This window comes from Mesorhizobium sp. M0618 (assembly GCF_040320765.1).
Classification (GTDB): Bacteria; Pseudomonadota; Alphaproteobacteria; order Rhizobiales; family Rhizobiaceae; genus Mesorhizobium.
Genome location: NZ_JAMYQH010000026.1, coordinates 1 through 17,547, shown reverse-complemented (window position 1 = coordinate 17,547; position 17,547 = coordinate 1). Strand labels below are relative to the sequence as shown.

Annotated in this window: 22 protein-coding genes; 11 read left to right on the top strand and 11 right to left on the bottom strand. The window is 58.2% G+C overall.

The genetic code is table 11. The features are described from left to right. Window positions 1-292: 292 nt before the first annotated feature. Both NKJ04_RS24410 and glf read left to right on the top strand, forming a co-directional pair. A complete protein-coding gene (locus NKJ04_RS24410) occupies window positions 293-1,465 on the top strand; it encodes a glycosyltransferase family protein (protein WP_023811918.1) in 1,173 nt (390 codons plus the stop codon). A 2-nt stretch (window positions 1,466-1,467) separates the two neighbouring features. After that, entirely contained in the window at window positions 1,468-2,610 is a 1,143-nt protein-coding gene (gene glf, locus NKJ04_RS24405; protein WP_352552155.1) for a UDP-galactopyranose mutase, read from the top strand. Window positions 2,611-2,697: 87 nt separating this feature from the next. Here the strand turns inward: glf and NKJ04_RS24400 are convergent, their stop codons facing one another. After that, entirely contained in the window at window positions 2,698-3,864 is a 1,167-nt protein-coding gene (locus NKJ04_RS24400) for a glycoside hydrolase family 26 protein (protein ID WP_352677661.1), read from the bottom strand. Between the two features lie 205 nt (window positions 3,865-4,069). Between NKJ04_RS24400 and NKJ04_RS24395 the strand changes: the two genes are divergently transcribed. From NKJ04_RS24395 to NKJ04_RS24380, 4 genes are all read left to right on the top strand, one after another. Beyond that, window positions 4,070-4,945: an MBL fold metallo-hydrolase gene (locus tag NKJ04_RS24395; RefSeq protein WP_128305823.1), complete on the top strand. Its 876-nt coding sequence runs from the start codon at window positions 4,070-4,072 to the stop codon at window positions 4,943-4,945. 339 nt (window positions 4,946-5,284) lie between these two features. Beyond that, complete coding sequence (locus NKJ04_RS24390; RefSeq protein WP_352677659.1) at window positions 5,285-6,019, top strand: Crp/Fnr family transcriptional regulator; 735 nt, start codon at window positions 5,285-5,287, stop codon at window positions 6,017-6,019. Between the two features lie 19 nt (window positions 6,020-6,038). Continuing rightward, on the top strand, window positions 6,039-6,275 hold the full coding sequence (locus NKJ04_RS24385; RefSeq protein ID WP_127296098.1) for a DUF6894 family protein: 237 nt from the start codon (window positions 6,039-6,041) through the stop codon (window positions 6,273-6,275). A 195-nt stretch (window positions 6,276-6,470) separates the two neighbouring features. Further along, complete coding sequence (locus tag NKJ04_RS24380) at window positions 6,471-6,713, top strand: hypothetical protein (protein WP_352552161.1); 243 nt, start codon at window positions 6,471-6,473, stop codon at window positions 6,711-6,713. Window positions 6,714-7,313: 600 nt separating this feature from the next. Here the strand turns inward: NKJ04_RS24380 and NKJ04_RS24375 are convergent. From NKJ04_RS24375 to NKJ04_RS24365, 3 genes are all read right to left on the bottom strand, one after another. Further along, entirely contained in the window at window positions 7,314-8,264 is a 951-nt protein-coding gene (locus tag NKJ04_RS24375) for an NAD(P)/FAD-dependent oxidoreductase (RefSeq protein ID WP_352677656.1), read from the bottom strand. 100 nt (window positions 8,265-8,364) lie between these two features. Then, window positions 8,365-8,649 carry a DUF6894 family protein gene (locus NKJ04_RS24370; RefSeq protein ID WP_023811910.1) on the bottom strand — a complete coding sequence of 95 codons (285 nt, stop codon included), beginning with the start codon at window positions 8,647-8,649 and terminating at the stop codon, window positions 8,365-8,367. Window positions 8,650-8,757: 108 nt separating this feature from the next. Next, a complete protein-coding gene (locus tag NKJ04_RS24365; protein WP_127296096.1) occupies window positions 8,758-9,006 on the bottom strand; it encodes a hypothetical protein in 249 nt (82 codons plus the stop codon). A gap of 510 nt (window positions 9,007-9,516) precedes the next feature. Between NKJ04_RS24365 and NKJ04_RS24360 the strand changes: the two genes are divergently transcribed. Together NKJ04_RS24360 and NKJ04_RS24355 are read left to right on the top strand one after the other, a co-directional pair. Further along, a complete protein-coding gene (locus tag NKJ04_RS24360; RefSeq protein WP_352677653.1) occupies window positions 9,517-9,843 on the top strand; it encodes a low affinity iron permease family protein in 327 nt (108 codons plus the stop codon). A 1-nt stretch (window position 9,844) separates the two neighbouring features. After that, entirely contained in the window at window positions 9,845-11,176 is a 1,332-nt protein-coding gene (locus NKJ04_RS24355) for a phospholipase D-like domain-containing protein (protein WP_352677651.1), read from the top strand. Here NKJ04_RS24355 and NKJ04_RS24350 read toward each other — a convergent pair. From NKJ04_RS24350 to NKJ04_RS24330, 5 genes are all read right to left on the bottom strand, one after another. Continuing rightward, entirely contained in the window at window positions 11,123-11,467 is a 345-nt protein-coding gene (locus tag NKJ04_RS24350; RefSeq protein ID WP_352442906.1) for a hypothetical protein, read from the bottom strand. The two genes, NKJ04_RS24355 and NKJ04_RS24350, sit on opposite strands and share 54 nt — an antisense overlap. Window positions 11,468-12,202: 735 nt before the next feature. Further along, window positions 12,203-12,328, bottom strand: coding sequence for a hypothetical protein (locus NKJ04_RS24345; RefSeq protein ID WP_023811906.1), 126 nt, complete (start codon window positions 12,326-12,328; stop codon window positions 12,203-12,205). Between the two features lie 50 nt (window positions 12,329-12,378). After that, the gene (locus tag NKJ04_RS24340; protein WP_023811905.1) at window positions 12,379-12,672 is read right to left on the bottom strand and encodes a hypothetical protein; all 294 of its coding nucleotides are present in this window, start codon (window positions 12,670-12,672) and stop codon (window positions 12,379-12,381) included. A 288-nt stretch (window positions 12,673-12,960) separates the two neighbouring features. Continuing rightward, window positions 12,961-13,206, bottom strand: coding sequence for a hypothetical protein (locus tag NKJ04_RS24335; protein ID WP_023811904.1), 246 nt, complete (start codon window positions 13,204-13,206; stop codon window positions 12,961-12,963). 253 nt (window positions 13,207-13,459) lie between these two features. After that, window positions 13,460-13,738 carry a hypothetical protein gene (locus NKJ04_RS24330; RefSeq protein WP_352442907.1) on the bottom strand — a complete coding sequence of 93 codons (279 nt, stop codon included), beginning with the start codon at window positions 13,736-13,738 and terminating at the stop codon, window positions 13,460-13,462. A 172-nt stretch (window positions 13,739-13,910) separates the two neighbouring features. Between NKJ04_RS24330 and NKJ04_RS24325 the strand changes: the two genes are divergently transcribed. Beyond that, the gene (locus NKJ04_RS24325; protein ID WP_128305833.1) at window positions 13,911-14,420 is read left to right on the top strand and encodes a ferritin-like domain-containing protein; all 510 of its coding nucleotides are present in this window, start codon (window positions 13,911-13,913) and stop codon (window positions 14,418-14,420) included. Window positions 14,421-14,669: 249 nt separating this feature from the next. Here the strand turns inward: NKJ04_RS24325 and NKJ04_RS24320 are convergent, their stop codons facing one another. Further along, on the bottom strand, window positions 14,670-15,515 hold the full coding sequence (locus tag NKJ04_RS24320) for an SIR2 family NAD-dependent protein deacylase (RefSeq protein WP_352442908.1): 846 nt from the start codon (window positions 15,513-15,515) through the stop codon (window positions 14,670-14,672). 41 nt (window positions 15,516-15,556) lie between these two features. Then, the gene (locus NKJ04_RS24315) at window positions 15,557-15,865 is read right to left on the bottom strand and encodes a hypothetical protein (RefSeq protein ID WP_023811900.1); all 309 of its coding nucleotides are present in this window, start codon (window positions 15,863-15,865) and stop codon (window positions 15,557-15,559) included. 564 nt (window positions 15,866-16,429) lie between these two features. Between NKJ04_RS24315 and NKJ04_RS24310 the strand changes: the two genes are divergently transcribed. Both NKJ04_RS24310 and NKJ04_RS24305 read left to right on the top strand, forming a co-directional pair. Next, window positions 16,430-16,606 (top strand): hypothetical protein, encoded by a 177-nt coding sequence (locus NKJ04_RS24310; protein ID WP_352442909.1) that lies wholly within the window; start codon window positions 16,430-16,432, stop codon window positions 16,604-16,606. Window positions 16,607-16,645: 39 nt separating this feature from the next. Then, on the top strand, window positions 16,646-17,146 hold the full coding sequence (locus NKJ04_RS24305) for a metallophosphoesterase family protein (RefSeq protein ID WP_352677647.1): 501 nt from the start codon (window positions 16,646-16,648) through the stop codon (window positions 17,144-17,146). Window positions 17,147-17,547 lie beyond the last annotated feature (401 nt).

The following is a 17,547-nucleotide window of genomic DNA, read 5'->3' as shown; positions in this document are numbered from 1 at the left end:
TGCACATTTTATAGCCGACAAGTTCAACGCAAATACGGCAATGCCGTTCTCCACCAGCATTCCCCAGTCGCCCCGCGCCTCAAAGCCCGCCGACACACGATAGCCGTTCTCGACTCAGCGAGCGGATCTCGTTTTCGTCTATCGAGCGGCGACTGAAGGCGCTCCATTTCACCTTGGAACAACTCACCTCGTTGAAAGTTAGGAGACGGGAACGAAGTTTAGTTCTCTCCCGTCCGCGACTAACAAATGTTAGTCGGAACATAAACGACAGACTAAAGGAAGGAAATCTTCAATGGAAGCAGCCTTGGGTGGGGCAGTCGCCAGTAACCGCGCTGGCAGGGAAAATCTACTGGTTTGCTTCTCCCATTTGCGGTGGAATTTCGTTCATCAACGCCCGCAACATATCCTCAGTCTCGCCTCCATGCAGCAGAGAGTGGTCTACTTCGAAGAGCCTGTTTTCGAAGACCTGCCACAGCCGCTGATGCGGACGAGCGAGGCAGCGCCAAGCATTCTAATTGTGACGCCAGTGCTTCCGCTCGGCATGTCGGCCGCGAAAGCAGATGCCGTCCAGCGGAGATTTGTCCAGCAGATCATAGCTTCAATGCCGCACAGCCGGTTGATCGCTTGGTACTACACGCCGATGGCTCTGCGCTTCACCGAGCACCTCGACCCAGACATATGCATCTATGACTGCATGGACGAACTCTCCGCATTCAAGAATGCGCCGCCCGAGCTGGGGCAGATGGAAAAGGCCCTGCTGCGCCGCGCCGATCTCGTTTTCACCGGAGGCCTAAGCCTGTTCGAGACCAAGCGTCACCTGCATCACGCGATCTTCCCTTTTCCTAGCAGCATCGATGTGAAGCACTTTCACACTGCGAGACGCCCAGGAAAGGAGCCAACCGACCAGGCCGGCATTCCTCATCCGAGGGTCGGATATTTCGGAGTTATCGACGAGCGGCTGGACGTCGAGCTCGTAGCGCAGGCGGCGGAGACTATGTCGGACGTGCATTTCGTGATGCTTGGCCCGGTCGTCAAGATCGACCCCGCAACCCTGCCCAGAGCCGAAAACCTGCATTGGTTGGGCGCGAAGGCCTACTGCGACCTGCCCCACTATATGCGCCATTGGGATGCCGGTTGGATGCCGTTTGCACTCAACGAAGCGACCCGCTTCATCAGTCCGACCAAGACGCCAGAGTTCCTAGCGGCCGGTCTCCCGGTGATCTCGACGGCAATCGTTGACGTTGTGCGCAGCTACGGCGCTGCTGGACTGGTGGAAATCGCCGACAGTGACGATCTGGAAATCAAGCTGCGCTCCATTCTATTGCGACCTCGTGAGACGTTCCTGCCGCAAGTCGACGCCTATCTTGCGGACATGTCTTGGCAAAAGACATGGAGTGGCATGACCGCTCACATCGAGCGTGCCTATCGAGGTAAGAAGGTCATCCCTCTCCGCAGGAGTGCATAGCCATGTTCGATTGGCTGATCGTCGGCGCGGGATTTGCCGGCAGCGTGCTTGCTGAAAGGATAGCCTCCCAGCGCCACGAAAGTGTTCTCCTGGTCGACCGCCGCAGCCATGTCGGCGGCAACGCCTATGATTGCTATAATGAAGCCGGCATCCTCATCCATCGTTATGGGCCACATATTTTTCACACCAACAGCCAGTCGATCGTGGACTACCTCTCGCAGTTCACGGAATGGCGCACATACGAGCATAGGGTGCTGGCGGCCGTGGATGAGAAACTGCTTCCCATCCCGATCAATCTCGACACGGTAAATCGCCTTTACGGCCTCGACCTGAATTCCACACAGTTGGAGGAGTTCTTCGCGTCGCGGCGCGAAACCGTAGAGGACGTACGAACGGCCGAGGACGTCGTCGTCAGCACGGTGGGACGCGAACTCTATGAGAAATTCTTCCGTGGCTACACCAGGAAGCAATGGGGCGTCGATCCTAGCCAACTGAGCAAATCAGTGACGGCACGAGTGCCGACCAGAACCAACCGCGATGACCGCTATTTTAGCGACAGCTTCCAGAAGATGCCGGCCGGCGGGTACACGAGAATGTTCGAACGCATGCTCGACCATCCGAACATCAAGGTCATGTTGCAGACCGACTTCCGCGAAATTCGTGACGAGATACCATTCAACCACCTGATCTATACCGGCCCGATCGACGAATACTTCGGCTGGCAGCTCGGGCGTCTTCCTTATCGCTCGCTCCGTTTCGAGCACGTCACCCTCGACCAAGAGCAGTTTCAGCCGGTTGCCGTCGTCAACTACCCCCAGACGGAAAATTACACCCGCATCACCGAGTACAAACATCTGACCGGCCAGCAGAACGCGCGGACCAGCCTGACCTACGAATATCCCACAGATATCGGGGACCCGTACTATCCGGTGCCGCGGGCCGAAAACGAAGAGCTCTACAAGCGTTACGAAGCGCTCGGCGCAACCTGTCCCGACGTGTGGTTTGTCGGCCGCCTGGCAACCTACCGCTACTACAACATGGATCAGGTGGTCGGGCAGGCCCTGGCAACCTTCGCCCGCATCCAAAAGAGCGTCCCGGAATGGGCGAGCGCGGGGAAGGCGTCGTTGGCCGAAGGGGCGCTGTAGCTCCCCACCTAGACGTACTTGGGAGCATCGGACGTGGCAAAGCGGCGTCAACAGGCGCTCGCAACAGTCCTCGTGCCGCTCATGTATCTAACGCGTCGGGTTCGCCGCGAACAAAGTTTGCTGGCGGGCCAATTCATCCGCGATGGGCGTGCGGATGTGTCGGCTGCCGTCCGCCTGGATGACCGAAAACAATCCCACTTCCGCATGCCGCGAATTGTCCCAGCCCGGATAGGCGGTTATCGGGTATAGGCAAATACCTTCGATTGGCGCTTCGAGACCGATTGCGGCACGCACCTCGTCGCAGACATAATGGAGCCAAGCCGCCCCGCCCGATCCTTCGGAGCCGGTCTCGGCGATGAACATCGGCTTGCCGTATCGATGCGCGACCTCAATCAGCATCTCCGAAAGGGCACGGTACTCGTGATGCCCCATCGGAATCGTCGGCCCGTTTAGGTACCACTGATTGTGTGGGTAGAAATTCAGGCCAACGACATCGACAACATCTTCGCTGCCCCCCAACTCAGGTTCTGCCCGGCCCAGCAGCATGTCGTAAGCTTCGAACTGTCCGAGATGGGCATTTTCGGCCCGGCGCCGTTCGGTCCGCGTTCGGTCGCGAGGAGCAATGTGGATAAGCGGCTCGGCCCAGACAAATCTGCAAGCGGGATCGACCTCCCGCATCGCGCGAACGCCAGCTATTGCAGCTTTCACGAGGTGCCGCTTGAACCATCCCCGCTTCTTCGGACCGACGCGCGGGAAATACCCGACCTCAACAGCCCAGGCGAAAAACGAAATTTCGTTGATTGGGCACAACAGAGGTGCTGTACCGGCGATTGAACGATGAACCCTCACAGCTTCCGCGGCGAACGAGGCATAGGCATCGATGAAATGCATCGACCCCTGATCAACGTGGTCTGGAGATCCGTAGTGGAAAATGTCCCAGATGACCTGGACACCTGCCGATTGCGCTGCTTCGACCATCGGCGTCCAGCTTGACCAGTCATAGGTCCCAGGAGCGGTTTCGATGAGGTGCCAGCGCAAACCGTCGCGGATGGTACGAAGACCGAGTTCGGCGCAACCGCGGTAGTCGCCCAGGGCATGCAAATAATGCGACGTCGCGCGGATAAGATCGAGGCGAACGCCGTCCTTGCGCCGGTGCGACGAGCACTCAAAGCCAGCCATGAAAAAACTGGCGAACGCCGACGTGCCCGCAATCGAAGTCAAGCCATCGCTATCGCTTTGTGCTGCTTCGCTCATGCGGCAACCCCTTCTCATTTGCCATGCTGCACCATCGTCCAGTGTATTACTCAGGGCCAAACCCGGATGGTCGAGCCTTTGTTCCCCGATCGAGCCCACCGAGCCGGTGGAGCAGACAGGAGCCAGGGAACAAGGTGCGCCGAGGCAAGTTCGGGACCGAGCCGTCATCGATTGTCCAGCGGTTACAACGGAGGCAGGGAACAGCATGACCGTTCAGATTCGACTTTCCGACATCGACCATGCCAGGCGCGAGGATCGTGGCGACGGCGTCTGGAGCATCGCGCCGGATTTGGCCTATTTGCGGCTGACAATCGTGAATGTCGTGTTCTTCGGCGCTCCCGGCAGCGGAGATCGAAACTGGGTCCTGATCGATACGGGTTTGCCGACGTCGCGAAGCAGCATCCTGGCGGTCGCGGAAAAGCGCTTTGGAGCCGGCGCGCGGCCCGCCGCGATCATCTTGACCCATGGCCATTTCGACCATGTGGGAGCGGTTGTGGATCTGGCCGGCACATGGGATGCGCCCGTTTTCGCGCACCCGCTCGAGCGTCCCTATTTGGACGGAACCGGGTCCTATCCACCGCCTGATCCTTGGGTGGGGGGCGGCCTGATAGCGCTGCTTTCGCCACTCTTTCCTCGTGGCCCAATCGATCTCGGAGATCGCCTGCAACTCTTGCCGGCCGACGGATCGGTCCCCGGCATGCCCGGATGGCGCTGGCTGCACACGCCCGGGCATGCGCCGGGGCATGTCTCTCTCTGGCGCGAAGAAGACCGCTCGCTGATCGCTGGGGACGCCTTCATCACCACGGGTCAGGAGTCGGTCTATGAAGTCGCCGTTCAGGACTTGGAGATGCATGGTCCACCGCGCTACTTCACACCGGATTGGGATGCGGCGGAAAAATCCGTGAAACAACTGGCTGCGCTGAAGCCGCAGATGGTGATCAGCGGACACGGAGCGCCAGCTGCGGGAGTTGGCATGCGCCAAGCCCTCGACAGACTGGCTGAGCGGTTCACGGCATTCGCCGTGCCGCCGCGGATGAAGTTCGTGCGTGAGCCAGCCACTGTTTCAAATAGCGGAGCTTAGCGGAGCGCCAGGAGCTGTATTGCCGCTCCAAGGTGCTTGCAGATTGTCTCGGCGGAACAACCTCGTAGCGCCAGTTGGGGCATATGTTCCGTTGCGGACGTCAAAGCCTTGCCGAATTGGCGCCAATGGTTATCTCAGCGACAATTTCGAACACAGCCCATGTCATAGGTTAATGCGTGGCTCCGCAGGCTCCCCTATGGGCGGCATAACTGCGGGTTCGATTGTGCGGCGGTCCAATCACCCGCCGAACCGGGCCCGTTCTCCGCCGCCGCTCTGTAATGTCACGGAACTTTCAGCGCGATTGCAAGTTCGATAAATAACATAAGCTAGGTAGCCAATTTGTCTCCCACCTCATCCTCGGATGTACTAATCCGCAAACTCCTGAGCATCTCGGATGTTCGACAGACCGACATCGACGTTTTGAAGAGCATCCCGATCCAGGAGAAGGATTTTTTGCCCAACTACGACCTGGTGCGTGAGGGGGACCGTCCTGTCAGTTCGTTTGTCGTTTTGGATGGCCTGCTCGGTTCCACCAAACTTACCGGCGACGGCAAACGGCAGATTACATCCTTCTTTGTGGCTGGGGATATTCCGGATCTGCACGGACTGCATCTGTCGGTCATGGATTGCAATTTTACGACCCTCACAGCAGCTAGACTGGGCTTCATACGACATGACGCTCTTCGCGCCGTTTGCGAACAGCATCCTCGAATCGCGACGGCTTTTTGGCGGTCGACCCTGATCGATGCAGCTATTTACAGGGAATGGGTCACTAATGTGGGAAGACGCGAGGCATACACGCGCATGGCTCACATATTGTGCGAATTGATTTTTCGCTTGCGCTCGGTTGGACGCATCCAGGATCACGTCGCGGATCTTCCCATTACCCAGGCAGCCCTTGGCGATGCATTGGGCTTGTCCACAGTCCACGTCAACCGAATGCTTCAGGAACTTCGACGTAGAGGCCTCATCGCCACCACAGGATCAAGAGTGCATGTTCTGGATTGGCTTGGCCTCACTCATGCAGGTGATTTCGACACGACCTACCTGCACCAAAGAAACCCTGCAGTTTAGTGGTGACGGATGCTCTCGCATGGCACGATTTTTCTTTGATAGTGGCGATCACGATCTGGTCTTCGAGGACCAAATCGGCATCGAATGTGCCGGTTTGGAGGAGGTGCGCCGCGTGGGCTTCGAGGGCCTTATCGACCTTACGAGAGATGCACTCACTGAGGTGGACGGGCAGCAAGTGTTTGTTGAAGTGCGGAACGAAAACGGCGACAGGATTCTGAGGCTGAGCATCTCGCTTCAGATCAAGTTGATGAGGTGACGTGCGCACCGGACTTGCTGCGTCGAAAAGCTGCCGAGCGCCGGCACACGCCGCGTGGTCGGACAGTCGGACGAAGATGCCGCCGCGATTTGCGACCGACGACAAGTCGGGGCGGGCCCACATGGAAGAAATCGGCAAGGCACAGCCAGAAGGGCATAGCCCGTCCCATACGGCCCAACCGGTGTCGCGTATTTTTTGTATAAAGTTCTGGAACGCGCACTCTCGGCGCTCGTTCATGTTGTCTCAGCAGTGGGTGTCGAAGTGCAACGAAAAGCGAACGAGGCAAGCCGGGTAGCGAAAGGCCAGGAACTTGAGGTCGAACATCTGGTCGAGCTCACGGACATTGACCCCAAGCAGGCCCGAACGCTGCTTCGCAAGCACGGCGCCGATTGGCCGAAGCTCAAAGACGAGGCGGAAGCTCTGAAGAAGGAAGACTAATCGTCACCTTCCCAGCGGTTGGCGAGAAAGCTGTTCTAACTCATCCTCGTCCGTGATCCCCGCCTGGTAGTAGGCCAGAATACGTGATGCCCGGCGTTCCCTCTCGGTTGCGGTTTCGTGTTTGATTTTGCTGCGTGCGAAGACGCGACTGAGTAGGGCAAGTTCTGATGGCGTGAAGGCGTCTCTATGCATCGCATCTCAACTCCGCGCGCCGCCCGTCTCGAGAGGGGCCGAGGCGGGCTGAAGCTGTGGTTGCAACCTCTGATGCCGGCCAGCAAGAGATCGCAGAACAGGTCGTCCGGCGCGCGCTAACGCTGGACGAGAAAGAATGTTCCACGTGTTTTCTTAGATGGAAAGCCCGCCCCGGACAAAGCCGAGACGGGCCGAAGCTGCTTCGGCAGCCTCAAGGCCCAGACACTGAGGGAGGATTGTAGGCCTGCAGCCAAAACCTCGTGCCGCAGTGAATGTTCCGCGGCTGTAACTGTTGGCGGGATCATCTGCTGCGATTGCAGGGCGCGGCAACTTCTTGTCGGCCGGGCTTGAGACGTTTCGACGCGCCGTCAAGCGGCCGACATCCCGATCAGCCGCGTGGTCTCATGTTCATTGAGAAGGCTGATCTGCAAATCCAGTCCGCTCGGCGCTCTCCAGCTCTCTATGGGCATGCGACGCGGCAATGGCAGCCTGTCCAAAAGCGACGGCTATCTGGTTCAACGCTTTGACAACGTCACCGATGGCGTACATGCCGTGGATGGAACTCTGCTGATGCTCGTCGACTGTGACATAGCCGTCTTTACAACATCTTGCGCCAACGGCCTCGGCGAGTTGAGAACGAACCTTGCATCCCAGTGCCAGATAAATGGCATCGAAGCGGTATGACGTCCCATCTTTCAAAATCGCCTCGCAGCCGTCTGCTGCCGGACAGAGCGTGTCGAGAGCGTCACCGACGACTATGCCTCTTGCGCTCGCCGCACGACGAGTGCTGATCGAAAAGTCGGATGCGTCGCTCCCAAGCATCGTTATGAGCGGTGTAAACCGACTGAGAAAAATGGCCTCTTTCAAGGCTCTCACGTCGTGCCCGACGACCGCAATCTTCTGGTCGATCGCCTCATACCCATCGCATACCGGGCAGAGTCGAATGACACCTGCGGCAATTGCCTCGCGTAGACGCGGAATGACGGGTGTCGTGTCGGTGATCCCTGTCGCCAAAAACACCTTGCGTGTCCGGATTGCGCCAATCGAGGTCTCAGTGACGAACCCCCCATAGGCAGGGGCGAGGGAATAGACCTGCCCTCCAACCAGAGTGGCTCCATACAAGGTGGCGTGACGTCGAAGGCGATCCAGAATATCGGCTCCACTTATCCCTTCGGGAAAGCCAGGACAGTTATGGCTCGTTGGGATCAAGGCGGCGCGAGGATCGCCGGCATCGATCACCAGCACGCGATGGCGAAAACGGGCCAGATATTGAGCGGCGGTGAGTCCTGCCGGCCCGCCTCCGACGATCAGGACATCTTCGGTCTCGGCGGCCGGTCGACTGACGTGGCTATCGTGCATGGTTCGGCGCATCACCGGCGAACGATTTGGTTCGTACGATGTTCCAAGGGCGGTGTTCGGGACATCCGGCTCGATGGCGACAGCGTAGAGACACCAGGCTTCAACCCGACCGCAAGACGCCAGGCTCCTCTGTTTCCTTGAACTCTTCCGTATCCTTGGGCGCAGCGACCAGATCCTGGAATCCGACAGTGGCGACGAGATAGCCTGCCTCATCGTAAACCTTCGTCACCCAACTGGTCGGGTCCACGCCGTCGACAATTCCGTCGAGCATGGCCTCTTTGGCAGCGCGCTTCGCCTCCCTGACAGCCTCATCTCGATCAGCCATATCGGCGAAGATTGCAGGCTGCGACATGCCTTCGATAAACTCGAAGCGAAATTTCGGCATCGGTTGCTCCAGTCGGTGTGCAGCGGATCGGCCATTCTGGCAGGTTTGACGTCAACGCGGCGGTGCCGAAAAGGATGCAGCGGGTGGTGTTCGCATGACCATCCAACGTCAGGCAGCGTTGCTGCGTCCCATCTCCCAATCGTCCCGCCAACGTGCGCGCACGGCAATCATCAGCGTGGCCGCTTCCGTCATTCCTGTTTGGAACAGCCTGATCAACTCTCTTGCGACGGCATAGGCCGCCGCCGTGTCAGGCAAAATGGCAAATTCCTGGCACAGCGCGTCAAATGCCGCGCGAAGGATATTCAGGTCACTGGGGTAGAGAGCTTCTGTGTTCATGCGGATGGGTCGGTTAAGCATCAGGCTCCTCCAAACGGGCGAGAGTGCGATAGTCGTTCCAAGCAGCGAAACCCGTTACACAGCCGCGGACCACGGCTTTATGCGGCACAGCCCACCAGCTGTCATTAAACTATGATGCACTCGGCCGTTGTTCATGCGTGAAGATCGCCCACCGCCCATTCATCGCTTAACCTTCGCAAGGGTGTAGACGGCGAAGCCCTATACTCCAGCGACTATAACTCTTCGCGGCGCGATTGATGGGGCACAACGTGCAGCAGAATTTACCAAGCGCAACCGCAGGTGCCGAAGCGGCTGAATCCAAATCGCCTCGTCGCCGATATGAGCGTTTGCTGAACCGAACGCTTGGCGAGACTATCCAAATCAAGACCGTTCTCGATGCCGGATGGCATGTGGGAGGGCCGACGCAGGACACCTGGAAAGCGCGCGCTGCTCAACTGTACCTTTTGTTGATTCATGGCGGGGGGATATAATGCCCCGCGGAACCAGGGGCACTGCCGCGAGTTCTTTGGAATGGCAAATCATCCGGTCACGAGCGCCCTTACCTCAATCGGCACATTGACTTCCCGTCCCGCAGCGTTCCTGGTGTTGCTGGCCTATGCAATCCTTTGGATGATTTTCGAGCGACAGAGCTTGGATTGGCATGGAGCCGCTACATTGTTTACTTGGGCGATGACGCTGTTCATCCAGCGCGCGGAGCACCGCGACACTCAAGCGATCCACGCTAAGCTTGACGAGGTTCTGCGGTCAGATCACGCGGCTTCAAACATCACGCGGATCGACGATGAAGAGCCCGAGGAGATCGAGAGACATCGCCATCGCCAGCAGCGGGGCGATTGACGTGCAGCCTTTCGGTTCCGTTGCGTCAGGCGCCCGCAAGAAGACCTCCGGCATTGAGTTCTGGCGAAAGGTGCTCATCTATCTGGCCATTGCCGCTATCGCCAGCCTGCTCACGGTGTTGATCATAAATCTCACTCCAGAGCCGCGCGTTTTACGACCAATCGTTCCCCACCGGTTCGACGCTACGGATCCCCAATTTTCCAAGACGATGAGCAGCTATTCGCAAGGGCAGATGTTCGGTTCCAATGCGGTCCAAACTCTCATCAACGGGGACGAAATATTTCCGTCAATGCTGCAAGCAATCGGGGCGGCTCGATCCAGCGTCGACATGGAGACATATATTTATTGGTCAGGAGCCATCGGCTACGAGTTCGCGATCGCATTGGCGACCAAGGCCAGAGAAGGCGTCGAAGTCCGCGTGAACGTCGACGGGGTTGGCAGCCTTCCCTTCGACGAGGACTTGATCCACATCATGACCACGGCCGGTGTGAGGTTCGAACGCTATCGGCCGCTACGCTGGTATACGTTGGACCGTGTAAACAACCGAACTCATCGCAAGCTGCTGATCGTCGATGGCCGGGTCGCTTTCACTGGCGGGGTCGGCATTGCCGATGATTGGCGCGGGAACGCACGCAACTCAAATGAATGGCGCGACACGCATTACCGGATCGAAGGACCCGCCGTGGCCGCATTCCAAGCGGCGTTCGCCGAAAACTGGCTTGAGACGACCGGCGAGACATTGCAGGGCGCGAAGTTCTACCCTGCAGTTGCGCCCGCTGGTGGGCTCGATGCCCAGCTAATACTTTCTTCGCAGCCAAACGGCTCGGAGAACATGGAGTTGATGATGTTGGCGGCAATAGCCGCGGCCAAGGATCATCTGCGCATCGGCATGGCCTACTTCGTACCGGACGACATAGCCCTGCAGCAGATTCTTGATGCAAGGAGGCGAGGCGTCTCGGTCGATGTCATCGTTCCCAATTGGCTGACGGACGTGCCTATAGTGCGAAAGGGTTCACGTTACTTCTGGGGCGAATTGCTCAAGGCCGGTGTGCGCATCTTTGAGTTTCAACCCACAATGTACCATCCGAAGCTTTTGATCGTCGACGATGTCTGGGTGAGCTTTGGCTCGGCTAATTTGGATGAGCGTTCCTTGCGCCTCAACGATGAGGCCACTCTGAATGTCTACGGCATGGAATTCGCGCGGACGCAAATAGACGTTTTCAACGAGGACTTGAAACGATCAAGGCAGGTCAGTGTGGAAGAATGGCAAGCTCGTCCGCTAAGCGAAAAGGTCACCGACTACTTTGCGAGCAGGCTTCGCTCGCAGCTTTAATGGCGAGGTGCGGAGATGCAAAGTCCCCGCGATTGCTCGCCATTGGTATTGATAGACGTTCTCGGTCGAATTTAAACGCCGCGCCGCTTTACGGCTTCTCTTTTTGAGAGCCTGAATGGATTTGCGATGAATTTGCGGTTGCGCCGGCGACGACTCCACCAGATGCTGTGCAAGCCTTGCTTGTCTCAGCCGCGCCGTCTTCTCGGCGCGTTCGGCTCGTTCAGCGTCCAGCATCTCTTGGCTGATACGTTTGGCGCGGTCGTATCTTTCTTTGTCGTGATTGCGAGTCACGGACACCTCCTAGCCAGCAACAAAAATCCTGCGAACCTTTTGGTGACACGCGGCTTGCGTTGGCTGGGACCGGGCGTGATGGCTTGTGCGAGGCGAGCCTCCTTCAACCGCGCCGTCTTGGCGGCGCGCTCAGCACGTTCCTTGTCGACAATGAGTGCTGCAGCCGATGTGGTATTCTCGTTGCGACCGTCATCATTGATCCGCGGCATCTCAGTGCCTCGCCCCGATTCTCGTTGCCCGTGGTGCCATTTTGCACCTGCGTCCCGCCCTAAACTGGTCTATCGCCACTTTGAGTGAGATTTCGGTTGCATGTTCCGGTTTCTCGCCCGGCTGGTGGTTGTCGTTGGCAGCTTGTGCGATGGCCATCTTGGTTCTCCTATGACACAAGTGTTCCAAGGCAACTCGCAAGCTGCAGGGCTATTTTCGATGTAGGGACACGCGCGGATGCTCAGGCGCGTGATCGGAGCATGGTGTTGGGGGCCGTAGCTGGAACTATGAGAGCGCAGATAGCGTCGGCGCCTGAACTGAACGGCGGCCTTCCCCCCTCTCGCAAAAAGCTGTCAACGCGATATTGTTACCGGGAGCAAAGGAGCCTAGTGTCGACGAGAACTTTTCTCGCGACGAGATCGTTCAGACTTTGCTGCAGCACAGGGCCCCCGCAAGCGCATCAGCTCGGTATTGTAGGGAATTCGGGCGTTAGAGCCATTGAACCGCTACGGGTGTGTCAGTAGCAAACTACAGGCAGCCGCAGGTCCAAACGAGCAGCACCGTTCCAAGCGCATACGGGACCAGAAGCAAACCAATCGTCACCCAGAAAGCCGGCTCTGCCAAGGCGGCCATGTCCTTGCGAAACTGCTCCATAGGGCTACCCCGGCAACTTCGACAAACGAATAGAGCTAATCTGGTAAGGCCTACGGCCCGCTTTTGGCATCTTCGACCTCCAGCGCATCCATGAGGGCTGCCACATCGGTGGGTTCGCCATCGGCGTCACCATGCACCCTAGTTCGGGCGTTCTTTAGCGCTTGTTCGATCGCATCTTCAATGTTACCGAGCTCGTCCTCACGCACCTCGCGACCATAACCGGCCGCTTCGGCATCCTGCTCGAATTGCTGGACAAGCACGGCGAAGCTCACTTCCTCTTTGCCAGCAAGAGTGCCGACATTCTCCTGCAGCCAGGTTTCAAAAAACACTTTGGTCGCGTTCATCGGATAACTCCTCCGCCGGATTAAGCGCGGCGGCGATCCGAAGTTCCGCAATGTCGTCACTTTCCCAATCAGCAAGGGGATATGCTCATGGTGGGCTTGGCTGATGATCGCGATAATGGCTCCAGCCATCCCCATCTGCGTATCGGAGCAAGGCCGCCGGATGCCAGTTTGCGCCCGCCGAGCGCTCGTCGATCCGCATGCTCCCATCTTCGATCGGTCTGCATGGAACTATTGCCCGCTCCGTTGCGCAAGGCTGCCCCGGCGGTCGTTGTTCGCCTTCCCGCTATTCTATCCCGACATTCCGGATTGTATCACCTCATCAGCCGACAACCGGTCAGACATCGCTGCACTGTTGGTCTGGTCCATCCCGAACTGAGCGACCTGAATCATCATAGCCTTGGCCTTTGCGATGAGTTCGTCGTCGGGAAGACTATGCCCGGCCTGCAGGGTGACTGTAATCCACTCGCCGCCCTCCCCGCGGAATTCCACGACCGGAGCCTGGTCTCGGCTGACGACAATTTCCATCATCTGCATAAGAACCTCCTCGTGCTTCGACTATGGCGGCCAGCCGAAACTCAACGCAGCTCGGCCGTCTAATTCTTGACATAAGCCCCAGGCTGACGACCGCCTTTGGGCGCCTTGGCGTCTTTCGAATGCTCGGCCATCGCAGGACCTGCTCCAGAGGTTTTCTCTGCGGCCGGTGAAGGTGTCGCCTGCTTTGGCGGGCTCCTGCCACCCGATTTTTCGGGACGGGGTGATATGCCAACTGAAGAATTGTCTGAAGAAGTCATGGCTCGTTTCCTTGGTTGCGAAATTCCATTACCAACCTGCGAAACGCCGTGACGTTCCATTGCAATTCGTTCGTGAAAACAAGAACTCCGCTGGTGAACCCGGGGCCTCGCTGAGCCAACGGGCTGTTTTCGCAAGACAAACGGTAAATGCCGGCCAGCTCGGGCAAGACAGAGCTTAGCCTGACACATGGCAGCGTGGCAGCAGAATACGAGCCAACACGAAACTCGTAGAGATACCCATCGCCGAACGCGGTGACGGCAGCAGCTTCGGTCATTCTGCAGAATGCGTTTCCAGCGCCGCGGCAATGCCCATCGCCCGAGGTCCAGGAGCCTGAATCCAGCGCCGACCAGCAAAAGGCTCGCGATACAGGCCGAGGCCGCAGTTCAACCGATGAGGAACAATATCTCCCTTTGAAAGTTCTGGCCGACCCATGAAGGAGATATGAAATGTCAGAATCGCGCGAATGGCTTGTCCAATGGCTCAGGGATGCTCACGCCATGGAAGAGCAGGCCGAGACCATGTTGAATGGGCAGTTGAACCGAATTGAGAACTATCCTGAGCTCAGCGAACGGATTCGCCAGCACGTCCAGGAGACCAGGCAGCAGGCTGCTCGGCTGGAAACCTGTCTCGACCGCATCGGACAAGGATCTTCCACACTGAAGGATGCCGGCGGCAAGCTGACGGCGATGGCGCAGTCGCTCAGCGGGGTCTTCGCCGGTGACGAAGTGATGAAAGGATCGCTTGCAAGCTACACGTTCGAGCACATGGAAATCGCCTCCTACACAATCCTTATCGCCGCTGCCAAATCCCTGGGTGAAGCAGAGGTCGCCCAGGTCTGCGAAGAGAACCTGCGTGAGGAAGTCGCAATGGCGGACTGGTTGAAAAGCCATATTCCAGCGACAACCGAGCAGTTCCTGGCGCGGGCCGACTCGGAGAGTGAGAACGCCAAGCGTTGATCAGCCGGTAGCGTCATTGCTAAACAAGCTCGCGCCTTGCGCTGAAGCTCGGCGCAAGGCGCATCGAGGTTGAGCCGTTACCGCTGTGAAAGGCACTTCGAAGTAGGCAGCGCGTGAGTAAGTTTTCCGATTAGCTCTCCGTGCCGCGATAGTATCCTTGACGCCAATTGAACTTGAAATTCCGGACGGAATTCTCTGCCATGTGCCGCTCCTTGAGAGCCCGCCGAACTGCCCATCATACGGATGTTGCTATCGCCCACTTTTTGGCGACAGTTCCCCATCCCCAACCATCTCCGCCAGCCGGCTGAGGAAGTCCACCAAAGCAGCTTGCGGCTCGTCGATTTCGCCGACGACGACCGAAATGCCCCAACGCCCAAGAACGGCCTCCTCCACAGGGTTTCGGCTGGTCATGAGGATGAACGAGGGCGGGCGATCTTTCTCATAGCCGGACCGATGCCACGTCTGCCAGAGACGGTGCAACAGCAACCGAATATTTGGGTCGGAAAGGCTATAGCCAATGAAGAGGATCGTGCTGCCGAGTGCATCCGAGCGAAAACGCACGTCCAGCGGAGAATTGAAGGAGAGGCGATCGAGGTAGTCCGTTTCGGTGAGGACGAGGGACGAATCCTCGTCGAAATCACCATGGAACTTGACGATGTGGGTAACGCCTTGGCGGGCCTGCGCTACATCGCGTGCATTGGCCACTTTCACGTAGTCCCGGCCGTATATCTCATAAGCCAGTTCTAGGTTCCGGTCATAATTAGTTGTGTAGATGACAGGGAAGTCGAGCCTCACGATGAGACGATGCAACTCGGATTTCTCGATCCGGTCCTTGGGGACGGACCAGTTTCTGTCCATCCAACTGCGAAGTGGCCCGATGCTGCCATGCTTGATCCGATAGTACTCGGCCAGGGTTTGAAAACGATCGCGTCGCGTGGAAAATTCGTCGTCGACGCCGAGCTCCTTTGCCATTCGCTCTATCAGCTTCTCCCAGGAGGGTAGTCCAACACTGATCGACACCCCTGCCCCAACAAACAGAATTGCGCTGCGATGGCGAATTGCGTTGGCGAGCGAATCTACAGGGTCATCGTTCATCAAGTCTTTTGAGGCCACCCGCGCAGGTCGACCTTCCTCCCTCACATCTGGTCGTTGTTAGGCTGCTTGGTGATCCCCACCTGCCTGGCCAGCTCGGAAAACGGTGGCACACTCGCTTCGAACTGCTTGGTGTTAGCCAGCCGCAAAAGACGCAAAGGGAAACACACTGCGTCGCGGTTAGCAGGCGACATATCCTCGAAGAGGCGCTCATCAACCGTGAACGAGGCTTCGGCGTTTTTCAACGCCGTGTCGATATCATCGACCGAGAGAAGGCCTCTGCGGACCAAGGCGTTATTGACGGCCGCGACCGCCATGAGCAAACCTTCCAATTGCAGGTTGGCGACGTTCATGGGCCATGTCCTTCATATCGTTGGAAGCCCGTCGATAGATAATCCTGCTCCGGAGGCCTTGTGCCGTGCCGGTGATGGGGTTGTCGCTTGCCAGAGCGTTTTGGCTGCGCGGCGGCGCCGGGATTGGCATCTGGTGGCGCCATGGCTTGGATCTCCGCTGGGCTGCTGGACAACTCTCCACATGCCTCGAGGTTCCGGATCGCCATGGCACTACCGTCGGGTGCACGAGGTGATCGAGGTTTGGTCTTCAGACTACGATTCAACAAGCGCGTTACATGGTTCCTCCGCGAGCGCGAGCCGCCTTCGGCAGAAGATGCCAGCCGCGTCCCGCTCTAGCCAAAAGCAACCGTCTGCAAGGCGTTCGGCAACTTTAGAGCTCCGACTGTGCCTCCCAGATGGGCCATATAGAGCCATATAGAAACGACCAAGCTGATGCCTGCTAAGGTCTCGGGATCTCGTTTTATCGGCGACATCAGGCTGCCGCGCTCGGCAGGTCAGCAGATCCGATGGAGGGAACAACCCGGCACGGTGATGGTTCGGTGGCATCAAAGGTGATAGAGAACGATGGGTAAAAAGCCCAAACAGCACACAGAAGCCACGGCGGATCGTGAAAAAGCGATCGAAGCGCTCTACTTTGCGCGCAAGTGCGGCCTCACCAAGGAAGAGGCACTCAAGATGTTCAGGGAAGCCCAAATCAGGATCGATGATGGACCCAAAAGGCACTCCGGCAAGCGAACTTAGAAGCGTTCGTCGAGCGCTCGTCTCAGCCAGCGGCGGCGCATGATCTTCTTCACCTCCGACACGCATTTCAACGATCCCCGCATTTTGCGGCTCGACCCCCGCCCCTTCAGTTCATTGGCGGCGCATGACCAGGCACTGACTGAACTTTGGAACGAGACTGTTGCTCCAAACGACGAGGTTTGGCACCTCGGCGACTTTGCCAAGGGATCGGCCGAGACAGTGTCTTCGCTGCTGTCCTGCCTCCACGGCACCAAGCACCTCATCATCGGCAACAACGACGGCGTGGTAACGCTCCGCGCTTCGGCTTGGGCTAGCGTGCAACACTACAAGGAGCTGACTGTCGAGGGCCGTTTCTTGGTTCTTTGCCACTACCCGTTCCGCACCTGGAACCAGATCGGCAAGAAATCGATAAACCTGCACGGCCATTCTCATGGCCGGCTGAAGCCGATGACGCGCCAGCACGACGTCGGCGTAGACGCCTGGGATTTTCGCCCAGTCACTTTTGCTGCCATACAGGCCAGGCGGCGCCGCCGAGGTTAGCGCAGCAGATGGTCGAACGATCGACGTCTTTACGTGGTGATGCTAGCCGCAAACAGGAATCCAGAAATCCTGCCCCTGGGGTATTGCAGCCTTGCCTGGAACGCACCGCGAGTAAACCGGACCGAGGAGCGCCCCACCCGTCTGCACAGCCGTCACAACCTTTGGGACAGGCGCCGACCCCCGTCGTCACCCCGGCGGCGCGCCACTGGCGCCCAATCGTTCATCCACCTCGCTTGAAACGAGCTTCAATCGCCGTCCTTGGCGATCTCAGTGCCACATTCTCTCTCTAAGCCACTTAAGAAACCTGTTCCCTCCAATCGACCGGCGGACTCTAGCGGCAGCCCACTGCCCTCTGAACGTGGTTCCGACATGGCAACTGCAGACGATGTCATGCAACTCAC

Bases quoted from the DNA above. Each gene is read 5' to 3' on its own strand.
- NKJ04_RS24410 (WP_023811918.1), top strand. From the start codon at position 293: ATGGAAGCAGCCTTGGGTGGGGCAGTCGCCAGTAACCGCGCTGGCAGG.
- glf (WP_352552155.1), top strand. From the start codon at position 1,468: ATGTTCGATTGGCTGATCGTCGGCGCGGGATTTGCCGGCAGCGTGCTT.
- NKJ04_RS24400 (WP_352677661.1), bottom strand. From the start codon at position 3,864: ATGAGCGAAGCAGCACAAAGCGATAGCGATGGCTTGACTTCGATTGCG.
- NKJ04_RS24395 (WP_128305823.1), top strand. From the start codon at position 4,070: ATGACCGTTCAGATTCGACTTTCCGACATCGACCATGCCAGGCGCGAG.
- NKJ04_RS24385 (WP_127296098.1), top strand. From the start codon at position 6,039: ATGGCACGATTTTTCTTTGATAGTGGCGATCACGATCTGGTCTTCGAG.
- NKJ04_RS24375 (WP_352677656.1), bottom strand. From the start codon at position 8,264: ATGCACGATAGCCACGTCAGTCGACCGGCCGCCGAGACCGAAGATGTC.
- NKJ04_RS24370 (WP_023811910.1), bottom strand. From the start codon at position 8,649: ATGCCGAAATTTCGCTTCGAGTTTATCGAAGGCATGTCGCAGCCTGCA.
- NKJ04_RS24365 (WP_127296096.1), bottom strand. From the start codon at position 9,006: ATGCTTAACCGACCCATCCGCATGAACACAGAAGCTCTCTACCCCAGT.
- NKJ04_RS24360 (WP_352677653.1), top strand. From the start codon at position 9,517: ATGGCAAATCATCCGGTCACGAGCGCCCTTACCTCAATCGGCACATTG.
- NKJ04_RS24345 (WP_023811906.1), bottom strand. From the start codon at position 12,328: ATGGAGCAGTTTCGCAAGGACATGGCCGCCTTGGCAGAGCCGGCTTTC.
- NKJ04_RS24340 (WP_023811905.1), bottom strand. From the start codon at position 12,672: ATGAACGCGACCAAAGTGTTTTTTGAAACCTGGCTGCAGGAGAATGTC.
- NKJ04_RS24335 (WP_023811904.1), bottom strand. From the start codon at position 13,206: ATGCAGATGATGGAAATTGTCGTCAGCCGAGACCAGGCTCCGGTCGTG.
- NKJ04_RS24330 (WP_352442907.1), bottom strand. From the start codon at position 13,738: ATGACCGAAGCTGCTGCCGTCACCGCGTTCGGCGATGGGTATCTCTAC.
- NKJ04_RS24325 (WP_128305833.1), top strand. From the start codon at position 13,911: ATGTCAGAATCGCGCGAATGGCTTGTCCAATGGCTCAGGGATGCTCAC.
- NKJ04_RS24320 (WP_352442908.1), bottom strand. From the start codon at position 15,515: ATGAACGATGACCCTGTAGATTCGCTCGCCAACGCAATTCGCCATCGC.
- NKJ04_RS24315 (WP_023811900.1), bottom strand. From the start codon at position 15,865: ATGAACGTCGCCAACCTGCAATTGGAAGGTTTGCTCATGGCGGTCGCG.
- NKJ04_RS24310 (WP_352442909.1), top strand. From the start codon at position 16,430: ATGGGTAAAAAGCCCAAACAGCACACAGAAGCCACGGCGGATCGTGAA.
- NKJ04_RS24305 (WP_352677647.1), top strand. From the start codon at position 16,646: ATGATCTTCTTCACCTCCGACACGCATTTCAACGATCCCCGCATTTTG.